General features: G+C 65.1%; 18 protein-coding genes. 11 read left to right on the forward strand and 7 right to left on the reverse strand.

Features of this window, described 5'->3' with window-relative positions; translation table 11 throughout:
* The first annotated feature begins 41 nt into the window (after window positions 1-41).
* Both hemH and AC1DFU_RS10875 read left to right on the forward strand, forming a co-directional pair.
* Window positions 42-1,157: a ferrochelatase gene (gene hemH / locus AC1DFU_RS10870; RefSeq protein WP_092292537.1), complete on the forward strand. Its 1,116-nt coding sequence runs from the start codon at window positions 42-44 to the stop codon at window positions 1,155-1,157.
* A gap of 19 nt (window positions 1,158-1,176) precedes the next feature.
* On the forward strand, window positions 1,177-1,572 hold the full coding sequence (locus tag AC1DFU_RS10875; RefSeq protein WP_092292539.1) for an RNA-binding S4 domain-containing protein: 396 nt from the start codon (window positions 1,177-1,179) through the stop codon (window positions 1,570-1,572).
* Between the two features lie 4 nt (window positions 1,573-1,576).
* On the opposite strand, the gene AC1DFU_RS10880 is transcribed toward AC1DFU_RS10875, so the two are convergent.
* Window positions 1,577-1,741, reverse strand: a complete 165-nt coding sequence (locus AC1DFU_RS10880; protein ID WP_177219874.1) for a hypothetical protein — start codon at window positions 1,739-1,741, stop codon at window positions 1,577-1,579.
* Between the two features lie 281 nt (window positions 1,742-2,022).
* Here AC1DFU_RS10880 and grpE point away from each other — a divergent pair, with 281 nt between their 5' ends.
* Window positions 2,023-2,595 (forward strand): nucleotide exchange factor GrpE, encoded by a 573-nt coding sequence (gene grpE, locus AC1DFU_RS10885; RefSeq protein ID WP_092292541.1) that lies wholly within the window; start codon window positions 2,023-2,025, stop codon window positions 2,593-2,595.
* Window positions 2,596-2,680: 85 nt separating this feature from the next.
* On the forward strand, window positions 2,681-3,097 hold the full coding sequence (locus AC1DFU_RS10890; RefSeq protein WP_441592037.1) for a thioredoxin family protein: 417 nt from the start codon (window positions 2,681-2,683) through the stop codon (window positions 3,095-3,097).
* Here the strand turns inward: AC1DFU_RS10890 and AC1DFU_RS10895 are convergent, their stop codons facing one another.
* Window positions 3,098-4,408 (reverse strand): phospholipase A, encoded by a 1,311-nt coding sequence (locus tag AC1DFU_RS10895; RefSeq protein ID WP_092292545.1) that lies wholly within the window; start codon window positions 4,406-4,408, stop codon window positions 3,098-3,100.
* A gap of 128 nt (window positions 4,409-4,536) precedes the next feature.
* Window positions 4,537-4,968: a DUF1841 family protein gene (locus AC1DFU_RS10900; RefSeq protein ID WP_092292547.1), complete on the reverse strand. Its 432-nt coding sequence runs from the start codon at window positions 4,966-4,968 to the stop codon at window positions 4,537-4,539.
* Between the two features lie 106 nt (window positions 4,969-5,074).
* On the opposite strand from AC1DFU_RS10900, the gene AC1DFU_RS10905 reads away from it, so the two are divergent.
* Together AC1DFU_RS10905 and AC1DFU_RS10910 are read left to right on the forward strand one after the other, a co-directional pair.
* Window positions 5,075-6,010: a DMT family transporter gene (locus AC1DFU_RS10905; protein ID WP_092292549.1), complete on the forward strand. Its 936-nt coding sequence runs from the start codon at window positions 5,075-5,077 to the stop codon at window positions 6,008-6,010.
* An 88-nt stretch (window positions 6,011-6,098) separates the two neighbouring features.
* Window positions 6,099-6,686 (forward strand): malonic semialdehyde reductase, encoded by a 588-nt coding sequence (locus tag AC1DFU_RS10910; protein WP_092292551.1) that lies wholly within the window; start codon window positions 6,099-6,101, stop codon window positions 6,684-6,686.
* 19 nt (window positions 6,687-6,705) lie between these two features.
* On the opposite strand, the gene nth is transcribed toward AC1DFU_RS10910, so the two are convergent.
* Together nth and rsxB are read right to left on the reverse strand one after the other, a co-directional pair.
* Window positions 6,706-7,350, reverse strand: coding sequence for an endonuclease III (gene nth, locus AC1DFU_RS10915; RefSeq protein WP_441592040.1), 645 nt, complete (start codon window positions 7,348-7,350; stop codon window positions 6,706-6,708).
* Window positions 7,347-8,156 carry an electron transport complex subunit RsxB gene (rsxB, locus tag AC1DFU_RS10920; RefSeq protein ID WP_092292555.1) on the reverse strand — a complete coding sequence of 270 codons (810 nt, stop codon included), beginning with the start codon at window positions 8,154-8,156 and terminating at the stop codon, window positions 7,347-7,349. Before rsxB ends, nth begins: the two co-directional genes overlap by 4 nt.
* A gap of 231 nt (window positions 8,157-8,387) precedes the next feature.
* Between rsxB and AC1DFU_RS10925 the strand changes: the two genes are divergently transcribed.
* Window positions 8,388-9,023, forward strand: coding sequence for a TetR/AcrR family transcriptional regulator (locus AC1DFU_RS10925; RefSeq protein ID WP_092292557.1), 636 nt, complete (start codon window positions 8,388-8,390; stop codon window positions 9,021-9,023).
* 77 nt (window positions 9,024-9,100) lie between these two features.
* Here the strand turns inward: AC1DFU_RS10925 and AC1DFU_RS10930 are convergent, their stop codons facing one another.
* Window positions 9,101-10,342, reverse strand: coding sequence for a polyhydroxyalkanoate depolymerase (locus AC1DFU_RS10930; RefSeq protein ID WP_092292559.1), 1,242 nt, complete (start codon window positions 10,340-10,342; stop codon window positions 9,101-9,103).
* A gap of 276 nt (window positions 10,343-10,618) precedes the next feature.
* Window positions 10,619-11,815, reverse strand: coding sequence for an amino acid aminotransferase (locus AC1DFU_RS10935; RefSeq protein WP_092292561.1), 1,197 nt, complete (start codon window positions 11,813-11,815; stop codon window positions 10,619-10,621).
* Window positions 11,816-12,006: 191 nt separating this feature from the next.
* Between AC1DFU_RS10935 and uvrB the strand changes: the two genes are divergently transcribed.
* From uvrB to AC1DFU_RS10955, 4 genes are all read left to right on the forward strand, one after another.
* Window positions 12,007-14,082: an excinuclease ABC subunit UvrB gene (uvrB, locus tag AC1DFU_RS10940; protein ID WP_092292563.1), complete on the forward strand. Its 2,076-nt coding sequence runs from the start codon at window positions 12,007-12,009 to the stop codon at window positions 14,080-14,082.
* 61 nt (window positions 14,083-14,143) lie between these two features.
* Window positions 14,144-14,365 carry a hypothetical protein gene (locus AC1DFU_RS10945; protein WP_092292565.1) on the forward strand — a complete coding sequence of 74 codons (222 nt, stop codon included), beginning with the start codon at window positions 14,144-14,146 and terminating at the stop codon, window positions 14,363-14,365.
* Window positions 14,366-14,403: 38 nt separating this feature from the next.
* Complete coding sequence (locus AC1DFU_RS10950; RefSeq protein ID WP_092292567.1) at window positions 14,404-14,646, forward strand: hypothetical protein; 243 nt, start codon at window positions 14,404-14,406, stop codon at window positions 14,644-14,646.
* A gap of 33 nt (window positions 14,647-14,679) precedes the next feature.
* On the forward strand, window positions 14,680-15,168 hold the full coding sequence (locus AC1DFU_RS10955; protein ID WP_092293287.1) for a low molecular weight protein-tyrosine-phosphatase: 489 nt from the start codon (window positions 14,680-14,682) through the stop codon (window positions 15,166-15,168).
* Window positions 15,169-15,209: the final 41 nt, after the last annotated feature.

The following is a 15,209-nucleotide window of genomic DNA, read 5'->3' on the forward strand; positions in this document are numbered from 1 at the left end:
GTGACAGCGCGTGCGTGGCGCCCGCCATTTCCGGAAACCCTATGACGTTCTCGGCAGAACCGGCTTACCAGCATGGCCAGGCGCCCCGCACGGCCATCCTGCTTATCAACCTGGGCACGCCGGATTCGCCCACGCCCAAGGCGGTGGGGCAGTATTTGAAGGCGTTCCTGTCCGACCCCCGTGTGGTCGAGATCCCGCGTCTGGCCTGGCTGCCGATCCTGCACGGGCTGATCCTGCCGTTCCGCTCGCGCGCTTCGGCCATGAAGTACGAATCGATCTGGCTGCGCGAGGCGCACATGACCGGCTCGCCGCTGCTGGTGCACACCGAGCGTCAGGCCCACGCGCTCCAGCAGCACATGCACCGGCTCGGCCACGACGTGACCGTGGCCTGCGCCATGCGCTACGGCAATCCGTCGATTGCTTCGGTTATGGAGGCCCTGCGCCGGCAGGGTACGGAACAAGTGCTGTTATTGCCACTCTATCCGCAGTTTTCCGGGACGACCACGGCCACCGCGTTCGACGAGGTCTTTCGCGTGCTCGCCGGCTGGCGAAATCAGCCGGAATTGAGACTGATAAAGCACTTTCACGATCATCCGGCCTATATTTCGGCCCTGCAGCAGCAGGTGAGCGGTTATTGGGCGCAGCACGGCATGCCGGACTTTGCCCGGGGCGACAAGCTGATCCTGTCCTTCCACGGCCTGCCGCGCCGATTGTTGGATCTGGGGGACCCCTACCATTGCGAATGCCTGAAGACCGGGCGGATGCTGGGCGAGGCGCTCGGCCTGCAAGCGGGTCAGTATCAAGTGACGTTTCAGTCGCGTTTCGGCAAGGCGGAATGGCTCCAGCCCTATACCGCGCCGACGCTGACCGAACTCGGCAAGGTCGGCACGCATCGCGTGGACGTGTTCTGCCCCGGCTTCCCGGCCGATTGCATCGAGACGCTCGAGGAAATCGCCATGGAAGGGCAGTCCGAATTCCGCGTGGCGGGCGGCCAGGAATTCCATTTCATTCCCTGCCTGAATGATGCGGACTACTGGATTGCCGGGCTGGCCGAGATCGCGCTGCAGCATCTGCAAGGTTGGCCATTGCGCCAGCCGCATCCGCACGAGTTGGAAGCGCGGCGCTCGCGGGCGCAGACCCGCGGTGCCGCGGCGTAAGGAATCAAGGAGTTAGACGATGGATGTGGACTTCGAGGCGGGTGCCCGGCAACGCATCGACAAATGGCTGTGGTGCGCCCGGTTCTTCAAGACGCGCTCGCTGGCGGCCGAGGCCGTGGAGCGGGGCCGGGTGGAGGTCAACGGCCAGCCGGTCAAGAATTCACGCGAAGTGAAGCCCGGCGACGCCGTGATGATCGACGCGCACCAGCAGCGTTGGGAGATCGAGGTGAAGGGCGTGGCCGCCTCGCGCGGGTCGGCGCCCGTGGCGCAGACGCTGTATGCAGAAACGCCGGCAAGCCAGGCCCGGCGTCAGGAAGAGGCGGAACGGCGGCGCATGCAGCCTGAGCCGACGGCGCAGCTACAGGGCCGCCCGACCAAGCGCGACCGGCGCCGGATCGACGATTTCAGAAATTAGGGATTCAGCGGTTGTACGGGAAGTACGGAACGATGTAGTGCTTGAACACCGCCTTGCCGCTGCCATACTCGGTTTCACGCGGCGTGAACGCGCCGGAGGCGCAGATGAAGAGTGTCATCACCGACAGCGCGGCGAGTAGGCACACGGTAACAACAGGCAGCTTGTGCATGGCGAACCTTCCGAAGGATGCACCAAAATGATTCACAGCGTGCTCCCGTTATTTTTGTCATTTTTCATTGATAGATCTTAGTCATTGCGTTGCAGCAAAGCAATGAACACCAGATTGCATCAATCACGGCTTTGTAACCGCGTATTTCGGCGTCTCGCCCCCTTCACACTTGAAAAAACGGGGAGTGGCGCCAACTGCGGCTAGACTTGCCGGTTTGGCATCCCGACCCACCCGACGGCCTGCGCCAGGCGGGCCGAGTTTTAGATTTGATACGGATCGACATGGAAGAACAGAACCAGACCCAGACGCCATCCTCAGCTTCGAGCACGCCGCAGGCGGCGGACGATGCCCTGCGCGCCCAGCAGCCTGGCACGGACGCCCCGGCCGGCGATGACGTGGCCCGCCTCACGCAACAGGTGGCCGACCTGGAGGCCAAGGCCAAGGAAAACTACGAGCTGTTCCTGCGCGCCACGGCAGAGGGCGAGAACATCCGCCGCCGGTCGCAGGACGAGGTCAGCAAGGCACACAAGTTCGCGATCGAGAACTTCGCCGACAACCTCGTGCCCGTGATGGACAGCCTGCAGGCTGCGCTGGCCGACAACACCGGCGACCTCAAGAAGCTGCGCGAAGGCGTGGAGCTGACCGCCCGCCAGCTGGCCGCCGCCTTCGAGCGCGGCAAGATCGTCGAGTTGAACCCGGTGGGCGAGAAGTTCGACCCGCATCGTCATCAGGCGATTTCGATGGTGCCGTCCGAGCAGGAGCCCAACACCGTGGTGAACGTGCTCCAGCGCGGCTACATGATTGCCGAGCGCGTGCTGCGCCCGGCACTGGTGACGGTCTCGGCGCCGCGCTAAATCCCGCGCAAGCCGGAAACCCCCAAGCCTGACCCGACGCCCGGTGCCTGAACGCCCGGGCGTTGTTGTTTCCAGGAACCGTGCGATGTCAGACGACGCTCAATCCCCCCATCCCGATCATCTCGATCACCGCGCCTTCGACGCCTTCGCCATGCAGGCTGTCGACGGGAGCACCATCGACGCGGCCATCGCCGCCGCCGGCGAAGACCTGGTCTGCGTGTTCTTCTGGGGCGTGGACTGCTTCAACTGCGAGATGGCCAAGAAGGCGATGCTCGCCAACCCGGACCCGATTCGGGCGCTGAACCTGCGCTGGCTGCACGCCAACGTCTACGAACACCCCGAGCTGGGCAAGCGTTTCGGCCTGCACGGCATTCCGGTGTTCATGTTCTTCCAGCGGGGCAAGAAGCTGGGCCGCGCCACGGGCTGGCACGGCCACGGGCAGTTTGCGTCCGCCGTGGCTAACGCGCGGCTCAAGGCCGAGGGCAAGCCGCTGGCCGGTTGATCAGCGCGACAGCGCGTAGCCGATACGGAACTGCCACGGCGTCTTCTGGTTGTAGTCGAGCAGGCTCTCGCCGTAGCCGTAGAAGTAGCCGGCCATCAGGTATCCCGCCGTGCCCGGCAGCAGCCGCGCGAGCGGGTAGGTGAGCTGCGCGTCGACGCTGCCATAGCCTTTGCGCGTGCCCTTGCGCAGCGTGGCGGCGAACTCCCACGAATCGGGCCGGCCATAGGCCACCAGCAGGTCCATGTAGCCGCGATAGTGGGCGATGTCCTCGTTGTCGCTCTTGCCGACGTAGGCGTACACCTTGGGCGCCACGCGCCAGTGCCAGTCGGTCTGGTCGCCGAAATACATGGTCGGCTTCAGGAACAGCGTGTTGACGCTGCGCGACTGGTCGCCATCGCGCCCGTTCGACTCGTGCTCGAAACCGGTGGCCAGCGAGAGTCGGCTGATCACGCTGTTCTTCACGCCCGTATCGGACAGGTAGTAATAGAGGCTGGGCCGGTAGTTGGTGTCGCGGAACGGGCGCGATTCGTCGTGCAGGTCCCATAGCGAGAACTGCGTGTAGGCGAAGTACAGGTTGTCCAGCACGCTCTTCGAGGTCGGGTTCTCGCCCTCGAACAGGCGGTACTTGAAGCTGATCTGGAACTTGGCGTTGGCGCCGTCGTGGCCGCCGAACATCAGGTACATCGGCTCGTTGAACGAGAGGCGCTGCGCGTCGCGCAGGTCGGCCGGCGAGGGCCCCGGCGTGCCGCCGTTGGCGGCGGTGACGATCGGCGTGACGGGTACGGTTGCCCCATCCGGCTGCGGCGTGCCTTGGGCGGAAGCCAGATCCTTGTGCTCCGTCGCGGCGGTGCCCGGGGCCGTGGCCGCTACGGCGGGTGCAGCGGGGACTTCGCCCGGCAGCGGCGCGCGGTTCAGCGAGACGACGACCGGCGCGGCGTCGATGCCGGCCACGTCGAGCCGCACCTGGCCACGCATGCCGGCCGGCCAGTCGGCGGTATAGGTGATGGTGCGGATGTCGCCGTGGCGCAGGTTCAGCACGGAGGGGCCGCCGCCGGTGCGCTTCATCTCGATCCGCACGGGCGCGGCGAGATCGCCGGTGGCGCTCACCTGGAGCGTATCGGGCACCGCGTAGCGCCGCGTCGACTGGTCGGCGCTGACCAGCAGCGTGAGCGTGAAGGGGCGCGTGCCGTCGATCACGCGCGGCGGTTGCAGCAGCGAGACGGCGGCGTGCGCGGAAATCGGGCCCAACAGGGCGAACGAAAGGAGAGCCGCGCTGCCGAAGCCGGCGCGGCGAGGCACGGAGAGAGACATGGATCGTGCGCGTCGCGTCGGCGCAGGGGCCGGGGACACGTCAGAGTTTGGAATGCCCGACAGCCTAACACGTGGCTCGCGGGCATCTTGTGACGAATTGTTGGTGTGAAAAGTGCGGGGTAAGCCGGTCAGCCGGCAGCGCGGCGGCGGATATTGTCGACGTAGGCCTGCCCATCTGGCGGCATACCGGTGCGCTGTGCATTCCAGAGCATTTCGCCGAGGCATTCCATGATCTGGTGCTGGGCCTCGTGCTGGGAATCGAGTCGCCGCGAAAGTGCCTCATACGCCGCGCGAATGCCGGGCGGCTGATCGATCGACACCTGTTCGGAAATCGACAGGTGCATCGCCAGATGCAGGAACGGATTGGTCTGGCCGCCTTCGGGCGTGTAGTCGCGCGTGAGCGCGCCTTCGGTATCGGTCAGCAGCGGGTGGTATTCGGGATGCTCGTCGATCCAGTCGACGGCAATCACTTCGAGCGGGGTGAGGACATTGCCCGCCACCCGTTTCTGCCACGCGTCGCAGAAGAACCGGCGGACTTCTTCTCTTGAGGGATTGAACATGATGGGCGGTATTGTAAACGAGCCCTCCGAACGCTGCCGGCCGCCCGCCGCGCACAAGTAGAATGCGGGCTTCCTGGTGTCTCCTTCCCGCTTCTTCGCACCGCCCATGACCGCTTCCGCCACCCTCGGCCAGGCCCGCCACACGCTCGCCGGCGTGCTGATGATTGCGCTGTCCGCCAGCGCCTTTGGGGCCATGGCGATCTTCGCGCGCTACGCCTATGCCGCCGGCGCTGATGTCTATGGCCTGCTGGCGGTGCGCTTCGTGCTCGCCGCCGTGGCAATGGCCGTGGTCATGCGCACGCGCGGCATCCGTCTGCCGCCGTGGCGGCGCGTGCTGGCGCTGGCGGCGATGGGCGGCATCGGCTACGTCAGCCAGTCCTACTGCTTCTTCACGGCGCTGAACTACGCGCAGGCCAGCCTCGTGGCGCTGCTGCTCTATCTCTACCCGCTGTTCGTGACGATCCTCGCGGCGATCTTTCTCAAGGAAAAGCTGACCAACGCGGCGGTGATCGCGCTGGTGCTGTGCTCGGTCGGCGCCGGCCTGACAGTGGGCGGCGGGGAGGGCAGCCCGCTCGGCATCGCGCTGGGCGTGGCGGCGGCGGTGATCTACTCGATCTATATCGTGGTGGGCGCGCGCGTGACGGCCGGCGTCAACGCCATCGCCACCACCACGGTCATCTGCACCGCAGCAGCGGTGGTCTACGTGACGGTCGGCATCCTGCGCACTGGCGCCGGCGTGCCGCCGCAGTTCCCGGGCGACGCCGGCGGCTGGCTCGCCTTGATCGCCATCGCGCTGGTCTCCACGGTGCTGGCCATCCTGACCTTCTTCGCGGGCTTGCAGCGGCTGGGCGCTTCCAAGGCGTCGATGCTGTCCACGCTGGAGCCGGTGGTGACGGTGCTGCTGGCGGCAATGTTGCTGGGCGAGCACATTGGCGCCACGCAGGCCATCGGCGGTGGGTTGATCCTGGCCGGGGTGCTGTGGCTCACGCGTCGCGCCAGCGGCACCGCCCAGCCAGACACCGCCGTCGACGAAAGGATTTGAGGAACATCGTGAAAGCCGTTGCTCGGCTTTCCGCGCATCGATCGGTACAATCGCGCTTTCTTTCATCCAGAAACCGGGAAGACGCGCAATGAAATCGATCGATCAGGCAGCAGTCGCACAATTGTTCACCGAAGCCCGCACGCACAACGTGTGGCAGGACAAGCACGTGGACGACGCCCTGCTGCAGCAGATCTATGAAGCGATGAAGTTCGGCCCGACCGCCGCCAACAGCAGCCCGGCCCGCATCGTGTTCGTGAAGTCGGCCGCCGAGAAGGCCCGGCTGCTGGAATGCGTGTCTGCCGGTAACGTCGAGAAGACCCGCTCGGCGCCTGTCACCGCGATCATCGCCTTCGACAACCACTTCCACGACCAACTGCCGAAGCTGTTCCCGCATGCCGACGCCCGCGCGTGGTACGCCGGCAACACCGAAAAGATCGCGCGCGATGCGCTGATGAACAGCTCGCTGCAAGGCGGCTACTTCATCCTGGCCGCCCGCGCGCTGGGCCTGGACTGCGGCCCGATGGGTGGTTTCGATGCCGCCAAGGTCAACGCGGCGTTCTTCCCTGACGGCAAGTGGTCGGTGAACTTCCTCGTGAACCTGGGCTACGGCGACGCTGCCCAGCTGCATCCGCGCGGCCCGCGCCTGTCGTTCGACGAAGCCTGCCGGATCGTCTGATCCCCGCCGGCGCCGGGGCTTACGCCTTCGGCGCCGGGGTTTTCTCGCGGAACTCGCACAGCGGCTCGATGGCGCAATGCCAGCATTCGGGCTTGCGTGCCTTGCACACGTAGCGCCCATGCAGGATCAGCCAGTGGTGCGCGTCGTGCAGGAACTCCTTCGGCACCACCTTGAGCAGCTTCTGCTCGACGATATCCACATTCTTGCCCGGCGCCAGCCCCGTGCGGTTGGAGACGCGGAAGATGTGCGTATCCACGGCGATGGTCGGCTGGCCAAACGCGGTGTTGAGCACCACGTTGGCTGTCTTGCGGCCCACCCCTGGCAGGGCCTCCAGCGCCTCGCGGTCCGGCGGCACGCGTCCGCCATGCCGCTCCACCAGAATCCGGCAGGTCTCCATCACATGCTTGGCCTTGGTCTTGTAGAGGCCGATGGTCTTGATGTAATCGATCAGCCCCGCCTCGCCGAGCGCCAGCATCTGCTGGGGCGAGTGGGCCACCGGGAACAGCAGGCGCGTAGCCTTGTTCACGCCAACATCGGTGGCCTGCGCGGAGAGCAGCACGGCAATCAGCAGCTCGAAGGGCGAGCTGTATTCGAGTTCCGTGGTCGGGGTCGGGTTGACGTCTCGCAGCGTTTCGAAGATCGCGCGGGTCTTGGCGGCGTTCATGCGTCGGGAGTCTTCTTGTTGTTGTCGGGGGTTGCCTGCGTCAGGCCGGCCTTGGCGCGGCGGGCTTCGGCGGCGTCGATCTGGGCCTGCACGGCCGGCGACACATTCTCGGTGTTGCGCGGCGCGGCGGCCGCCTGTTTCTGGCGCGCGCGCTCGATCGCGGCCTGGATGATCGCCTTCTTGCGGTCCTGGGCGGCGCGCTCGGCATCGGAGATGACGGGTTCCGCCTGGAGCGCCTCCAGCTTGGCCGCGGCCTTGGCGGCCAGGCGCGCGTCGTTCTCCTCGCGCTCGCGCACCAGCCGGGCGCGGCGCGCCAGGTAGCGCGTGTGGGCGGCGTCGGCCTGCGCGGGCGACCACGCAGCCCAGCCCGTCTTGTCGCCCGTCACCGGAATCATGTCGATGCAGTCCACCGGGCACGGTGCCACGCAGAGATCACAGCCGGTGCACCAGTCGGGCAGCACGGTGTGCATCTGCTTGGCCGCGCCGGCGATGGCATCGACCGGGCATGCCTGTATACAAAGCGTGCAGCCGATGCAGCGCGATTCGTCGATGCGCGCCACGGCCCGCGACTGCTCCACGCCATGCTCCGGGTCCAGCGCACGCGGCGCCACACCGAGCAGGGCGGACAGCCGCACGATGCCCTCGGCGCCGCCCGGCGGGCAGCGGTTGGGTGTGGCCTCGCCCCGGGCCATGGCCTCGGCGTACGGGCGGCAGCCATCGAACCCGCATTTGGTGCATTGGGTTTGCGGCAGCAGGGCTTCTAGGCGGTCCGCCAGCGTGGCGGCGGCGTTGAGGGTGATGGTCACGACTGCGAGGAACGATGTGAGGGACGACTAACGCTTCTGCACGCCTCTGCGGGCGTGTGCGCGGCAAGGATTATCCCCGATTTCCCGAAACGGCAGAACCGGCGATGATTGGCGCGCCACGCCGTCGCCTCACCCGTTTGGGCGATATGTGGCGGATCTTTGGACGAGGCACGAGCAATATATGCTCGCCCGTGCCATATAATCCCGCGCAACCGACCGACTCCGGAACCCATGTCAAACGAGCCAAAAACCAAGCGGGATCCCGAAGGCACGCGCCGGCGCATCCTGGCCGCCGCCACTGAAGAATTCGCAAAGGGCGGACTGGCCGGCGCACGCGTCGACCAGATCGCCCGGCGGGCCGAGACCAACGAGCGGATGCTCTATTACTACTACGGCAGCAAGGAAGGTCTGTTCCTGGCCGTGCTCGAAAAGCAGTACGCCGAGTTCCGTGCCGCCGAGGAACAGCTTCACGTGACCGATGAAGACCCGGTCGCTGCTGTCCGCACGCTGGCCCGCTTCGTTTGGGACTGGTACTACCAGCACCCCGAGTTCATCCGCCTGGTCAACAGCGAGAACCTGCACGAAGCGCGCCACCTGAAGAAGTCCGCCCAGTTGCACCAGCTGATCAATCCGGTGGTCAACGTGCTGGCAGACATTATCCGGCGCGGCCAGCAGCAGGGCGTGTTCCGCGATAACGTGGACGTACCCCAGTTCTACCTGACCATTTCGGCGCTCGGGTACTACGTGCTGTCCAACCGCTACACCATCAGCGCGGTAATTGGCCGCGACGTGGCTTCGGAAGACGAGCACGCGCGCTTTGCCGAGTTGCACACGGACATGCTGCTGGCCTTCCTGCAGAAGCGCTGAGCGGTTATCCCGGTCGGAAAAACAAAAATGCCCGCGAGATCATCGCGGGCATTTTTGCATTCGGCGTCCGGCTGGCTTCAGCGCGATTTACGGATGAAATCGCGCAGTTCCGGATAAATATTCTCGCGCCAGCGGCGGCCCGAGAAAATCCCGTAGTGGCCGGCCTTCGGCGCGGTGATGTGATGCCGCTTGGCCTTGGGAATGCCGGTGCACAGGTCGTGCGCGGCGGCGGTCTGGCCGGCGCCCGAGATGTCGTCCAGTTCGCCTTCGATGGTCAGCAGGGCCGTGGTCTTGATGTCCTGCGGACGCACCGGCGCGCCGTCGATCTCCCACGTGCCGTTGGCCAGTCGGAACTCCTGGAACACTTCCTTGATGGTGTCGAGGTAGTACTCGGCGGCCATGTCGAGCACGGCGTTGTACTCGTCGTAGAAGCGCACGTGCGCCTCGGCATCGTCGGCATCGCCCTCGACCAGGCTCAGGTAAAAGTCATAGTGCGAGGACAGGTGGCGGTCCGGGTTCATCGCCACGAAGCCGGCATGCTGCAGGAAGCCCGGGTAGACGCGGCGGCCGTGGCCCGGATAGTTCGCCGGCACGGTGTAGATGACGTTGTTCTCGAACCACTCGTACGACTTGTTGGTCGCCAGCGAATTGACCGCCGTGGGACTCTTGCGCGCGTCGATCGGGCCGCCCATCATCGTCATCGTGCAAGGGGTGGTTTCCTTGTTCGACGCCATCAGCGAAATCGCGGCCAGCACCGGCACCGTGGGCTGGCAGACCGAGATCACATGCAGGTTATCCGCGCCGATATGGCGGATGAATTCCTGAATGTAATAAATGTAGTCAGACAGGTGGAACGGGCCGACATCGGACGGGACCATGCGCGCATCGACCCAGTCGGTCACGTAGACCTTGTGGTCTTGCAGCAAGGTGCGCACGGTGTCGCGCAGCAGCGTGGCGTGGTGGCCGGAGAGCGGGGCGCAGACCAGGACGACGGGTTCGTCCTTGAGCAGCTTGATGGTCTCGGGGTCGTCCGCGTAGCGCTTGAAGCGCACCAGCTTGCAGAACGGTTTTTCGAAGACGGTTTGCTCGACGATGGGGATGTCCCGGCCGTTGGAGCGCACCGACTTGATGTCAAACGACGGTTTCTCGTATTCCTTGCCGAGCCGGTAGAGCAGTTCGTAGCCGGCCGCTAGGCGAGGTGCGCCCGGCACCAGGGAAAGAGGACTGAGCGGGTTGGTGAAGGTCTTGGCCGTCGCCTGAGCCCAGGCGGTCAGCGGGTTCAGCATGGAGCGCTGGAATTCGTGCAGTTGGTAAAGCATGCCGGTACCTGTTGCCTTTCTGTCGGGCGTTTGTGCCCGATGGATTATGCCCGCAATCGAACGGTCGTGCTTTGCAGCATACGCTTCCAAGTTACGCCGCCAAGCGGGGAAGACAATAGGACATTGGCTTGAATTCGTGGTGACAGACACCTACAGACACAAAAAGGCGACCGGGAGTGACCTCCCCGTCGCCTTTTATGTGGCACTGCGTCAGAACTGGTGCAAACGGCGTGTTGCTTTTTGGTGCAATGCGCCGAAGCCTTCGTGCTGTGATGCTTAGTACACTGCAGCGATGGCGTTGACCACCGCGTCGATGTTGCGGCTGTTCAGCGCCGCCACGCAGATCCGGCCCGTACCCACGGCGTAGATACCGTGGTCGTTGCGCAGGCGGTCCACCTGGTCAGTGGTCAGGCCCGAGTACGAGAACATGCCGCGCTGGGCCTTCACGAACGAGAAGTCACCCGGCACGCCCTTGGCGGCCAGCTTGTCCACCAGCGCATGGCGCATCAGCTTGATGCGATCCCGCATTTCGCCGAGTTCCTGCTCCCACATGGCGCGCAGCTCGGGGCTGTTCAGCACCGTGGCCACCACCGTGCCGCCGTGCGTGGGCGGGTTGGAGTAGTTCGTGCGGATCACGCGCTTGACCTGCGACATCACGCGCTGGGATTCTTCCTTGCTCGTGGTCACGATCGACAGCGCGCCCACGCGCTCGCCGTACAGCGAGAAGCTCTTCGAGAACGAGCTGGAGACGAAGAACGGCAGGCCGGAATTGGCGAACAGGCGCACGGCGGCGCCGTCCGGGTCGATGCCATCGGCAAAGCCCTGGTAGGCCATGTCCAGGAACGGGATCAGGTTGCGTTCCTTGACCAGTTCCACCACCTGCTTCCACTGGGCTTCCGACAGGTCCACGCCGGTCGGGTTGTGGCAGCAGGCGTGCAGCACGACAATGGTGTTGGCCGCGTAGGACTTCAGCGATTCCACCATGCCGGCGAAGTTCAGGCCATGGCTGGCGGCATCGTAATAGGCGTAGTTCACGACCGGGAAGCCGGCCGATTCAAACAGCGCGCGGTGGTTTTCCCAGCTCGGGTCGCTGATGGCGACCTTGGCATCCGGGTACAGGCGCTTCAGGAAGTCGGCGCCAATCTTCAGGGCGCCGGTGCCACCAAGTGCCTGGGCCGTCACAACGCGGCCTTCGGTGATCAGGGCCGATTCCTTGCCGAACAGCAGGGTCTGCACGGCCTGGTCATAGGCGGCGATGCCTTCGATCGGCAGGTAGCCACGCGGCGTGGCGCTGGCCAGGCGAGCCTTCTCGGCCTCCTGCACGGCGCGCAGGAGGGGAATTTTCCCTTCGTCGGTGAAGTACACGCCAACGCCCAGGTTCACCTTGGTGGTGCGGGTGTCGGCATTGAAGGCTTCATTCAGGCCCAGGATCGGGTCGCGCGGGGCCATCTCGACGGCAGAAAACAAACTCATTTGGATTCTCGTGGTCAGCTGTGTAACAAAACGGAGGGCGTAGAATGCTTCGGGCTGCGCTGGCGGATCGCGTCGATGGCCCTACTGACAGGAACTGACAGTAGCGTGATGCCACAATGCTTGAAGCGGGTCCGCGCAACCCCAAGATTCTAGCGTATCCGCCAGTTTTTCCTCAGGTTTTTCCCTACCCTATGACGAATCTCGCCGAAGTCGCCCCGGTCCTGGACGAAGACAAATTCGTCACCTTTCCGGGCTCCCCGTTCCAGCTCTACCAGCCGTTCCCGCCCGCCGGGGACCAGCCCCAGGCCATCCGCCAGCTTGTGGAGGGCGTCGAGGATGGCCTGTCGTTCCAGACCCTGCTGGGCGTGACCGGGTCCGGCAAGACCTTCACCATGGCCAACGTCATCGCGCGCATGGGGCGGCCGGCCATCGTCTTTGCGCCGAACAAGACACTTGCGGCCCAGTTGTACTCGGAATTCCGCGAGTTTTTCCCGCGCAACGCGGTCGAGTACTTCGTCAGCTACTACGACTACTACCAGCCTGAGGCCTATGTGCCGCAGCGCGACCTGTTCATCGAGAAGGACTCGTCGATCAACGAGCATATCGAGCAGATGCGGCTGTCGGCCACCAAGAGCCTGCTCGAGCGGCGCGACACGATTATCGTGGCGACCGTGTCCGCGATCTACGGGATCGGCAATCCGAGCGAATACCATAAGATGATTCTGACGTTGCGCACCGGCGACAAGCTGAGCCAGCGCGACATCATCGCGCGGCTGATCGCCATGCAGTACACGCGCAACGAGACCGATTTCCAGCGCGGCACGTTCCGCGTGCGCGGCGACACGCTCGACATCTTCCCGGCCGAGCACGCCGAGATGGCCGTGCGCGTGGAGCTGTTCGACGATGAGGTCGACTCGCTCCAGTACTTCGACCCCCTGACCGGGCGCGTGCGTCAGAAGATTCCGCGTTTCACGGTCTACCCGTCGAGCCACTACGTCACGCCGCGCGATACCGTGCTGCGGGCGATCGAGGACATCAAGGTGGAACTGCGCGAGCGGCTCGATTTCTTCTACAAGGAGAATCGTCTCGTGGAGGCGCAACGGCTGGAGCAGCGCACGCGCTTCGACCTGGAAATGCTCTCGGAACTGGGCTTCTGCAAGGGCATCGAGAACTATTCCCGGCACCTTTCCGGCGCCAAGCCGGGCGAGCCGCCGCCGACGCTGGTCGATTACCTGCCGCCGGACGCGCTGATGTTCCTCGACGAGTCTCACGTGCTGATCGGCCAGCTCAACGGCATGTACAACGGCGACCGCGCGCGCAAGACCACGCTCGTCGAGTACGGCTTCCGCATGCCGTCCGCGCTGGACAACCGGCCGCTGAAATTCGACGAATTCGAACGCAAGATGCGCCAGGTGATGTTCGTCTCGGCCACGCCGGCGCAGTTCGAGAAGGACCATGCGGGGCAGGTGGTGGAGCAGGTGGTGCGGCCGACCGGCCTGGTCGACCCGATCATCATGGTGCGCCCGGCCACGACCCAGGTGGACGACCTGCTATCCGAGATCAACATCCGCGTGCAGGCCGGCGATCGCGTGCTGGTGACCACGCTGACCAAGCGGATGGCCGAGCAGCTGACCGAATTCCTGTCCGAGAACGGCGTCAAGGTACGTTATCTGCACTCGGACATCGATACCGTGGAACGCGTGGAGATCATCCGCGACCTGCGTCTTGGCACGTTTGACGTGCTGGTGGGGATCAACCTGCTGCGCGAGGGCCTCGATATTCCCGAGGTGTCGCTGGTGGCCATCCTCGATGCGGACAAGGAGGGCTTCCTGCGCGCCGAGCGCTCGCTGATCCAGACCATCGGCCGCGCCGCCCGGAACGTCAACGGTACCGCCATCCTCTATGCCGACCGCATGACGGATTCGATGAAGCGCGCGATCGACGAGACCGAGCGGCGCCGCATCAAGCAGATCGCGCATAACGAGGCCCATGGCATCACGCCGCGCGGCGTGGTCAAGCGGATCAAGGACATTATCGACGGGGTCTATGACCCGAACGAGGTCCGGGCGGAACTGAGCGCAGCCGCCGAGCGCGCGAAATACGAGGACATGAGCGAGAAGCAGGTCGCGAAGGAGATCAAGCGGCTGGAGAAGCAGATGCTCGACCATGCCAAGAATCTCGAGTTCGAAAAGGCGGCCCAGGTTCGCGACCAACTGGCCAAGCTGCGCGCCCAGGTGTTCGGGGCGAGCGGCGATCACATCCTATAGTGTCTAGGGTGTCCGGGGGCATCCACGCCGGACGGAGCCGGTCAACAACGAGGAGCGCGCCATGGTGACACAGTTCGAATACGGTGGTTACGCGGTGGTGGCGCGGGCAATTCCGCATGCCGGAGGCGGGTTTTCGGGCGTTGTGACGATCGCCGACGCGTTCGGCGAGGTCAGCGGTCCGACATTCGAATCGGAGACCGGCGCGGCGGCCACCCCGGAGGCGGCCCTGGCATTGGCCGAAGCTGCCGCCATGCGCACAATCGATGCCGGCGAGGTGAACTGACCCGGGCCAAGGGTCGCCGGCAGCACAGGAGACAAGACATGGCCTATAGCAGTGAATGGAAAAAGAGGGTTTTCGAGACGCACGAGATCCAGGTGCAGGTGAAACCCCGTTCGTCGATCGAGTGGGAATACACGGTGCGCGTCTGCCGCCCCGGCACCAATATCCGCGCGGCCGGCACGCTGGTGGAAACCGCGCCACCGACGGACCACTTCAAGACACCGGAAGAGGCGGAAGCGGCCGGCTGGGAGAGAGGGCGGGAGCTGGCGGTGCAGTTGGCATAGTGCCGACATCATCGGCAAAGTAAAATCATGCCGATGAAAAAATTCGCCATCCTGATGTGCTGCATGGGCAATATCTGCCGTTCGCCGACGGCGGAAGGCGTGCTGCGCGCCAAGTTGATCGCCGCGGGTCTTGCGGAGCAGGTCGAACTGGATTCCGCCGGTACCCACGACTATCACCTCGGGCGCCCGCCCGATGCCCGCAGCCAGCGCTACGCGCTGCAGCGCGGGTATGACCTGTCCGCGCTGCGGGCGCGCAAGGTGGGGGTGGCGGACTTCCAGCGCTTTGACCTTGTGCTGGCGATGGACCACGCCAATATGTCCACGCTACGCACACTGCATCCCGAAGTCAGCCCGGACAAGCTCCGGCTGCTGATGAGCTTTGCCACCCGGCACCCTGCCGAGGAAGTGCCCGATCCCTATTACGGCGAGGGCGATGGCTTCGAAACCGTGCTCGACTACGTCGAAGACGCCTGCGACGGTGTGGTAGCCATGCTGCGCGAACGGTTGGCGCCCACCCGCTGAGGTCCCCGCCAAGCCCCGCAGCCCCAGGCCGGCACGTTGCC

The organism is Cupriavidus sp. 10L45, assembly GCF_056395225.1.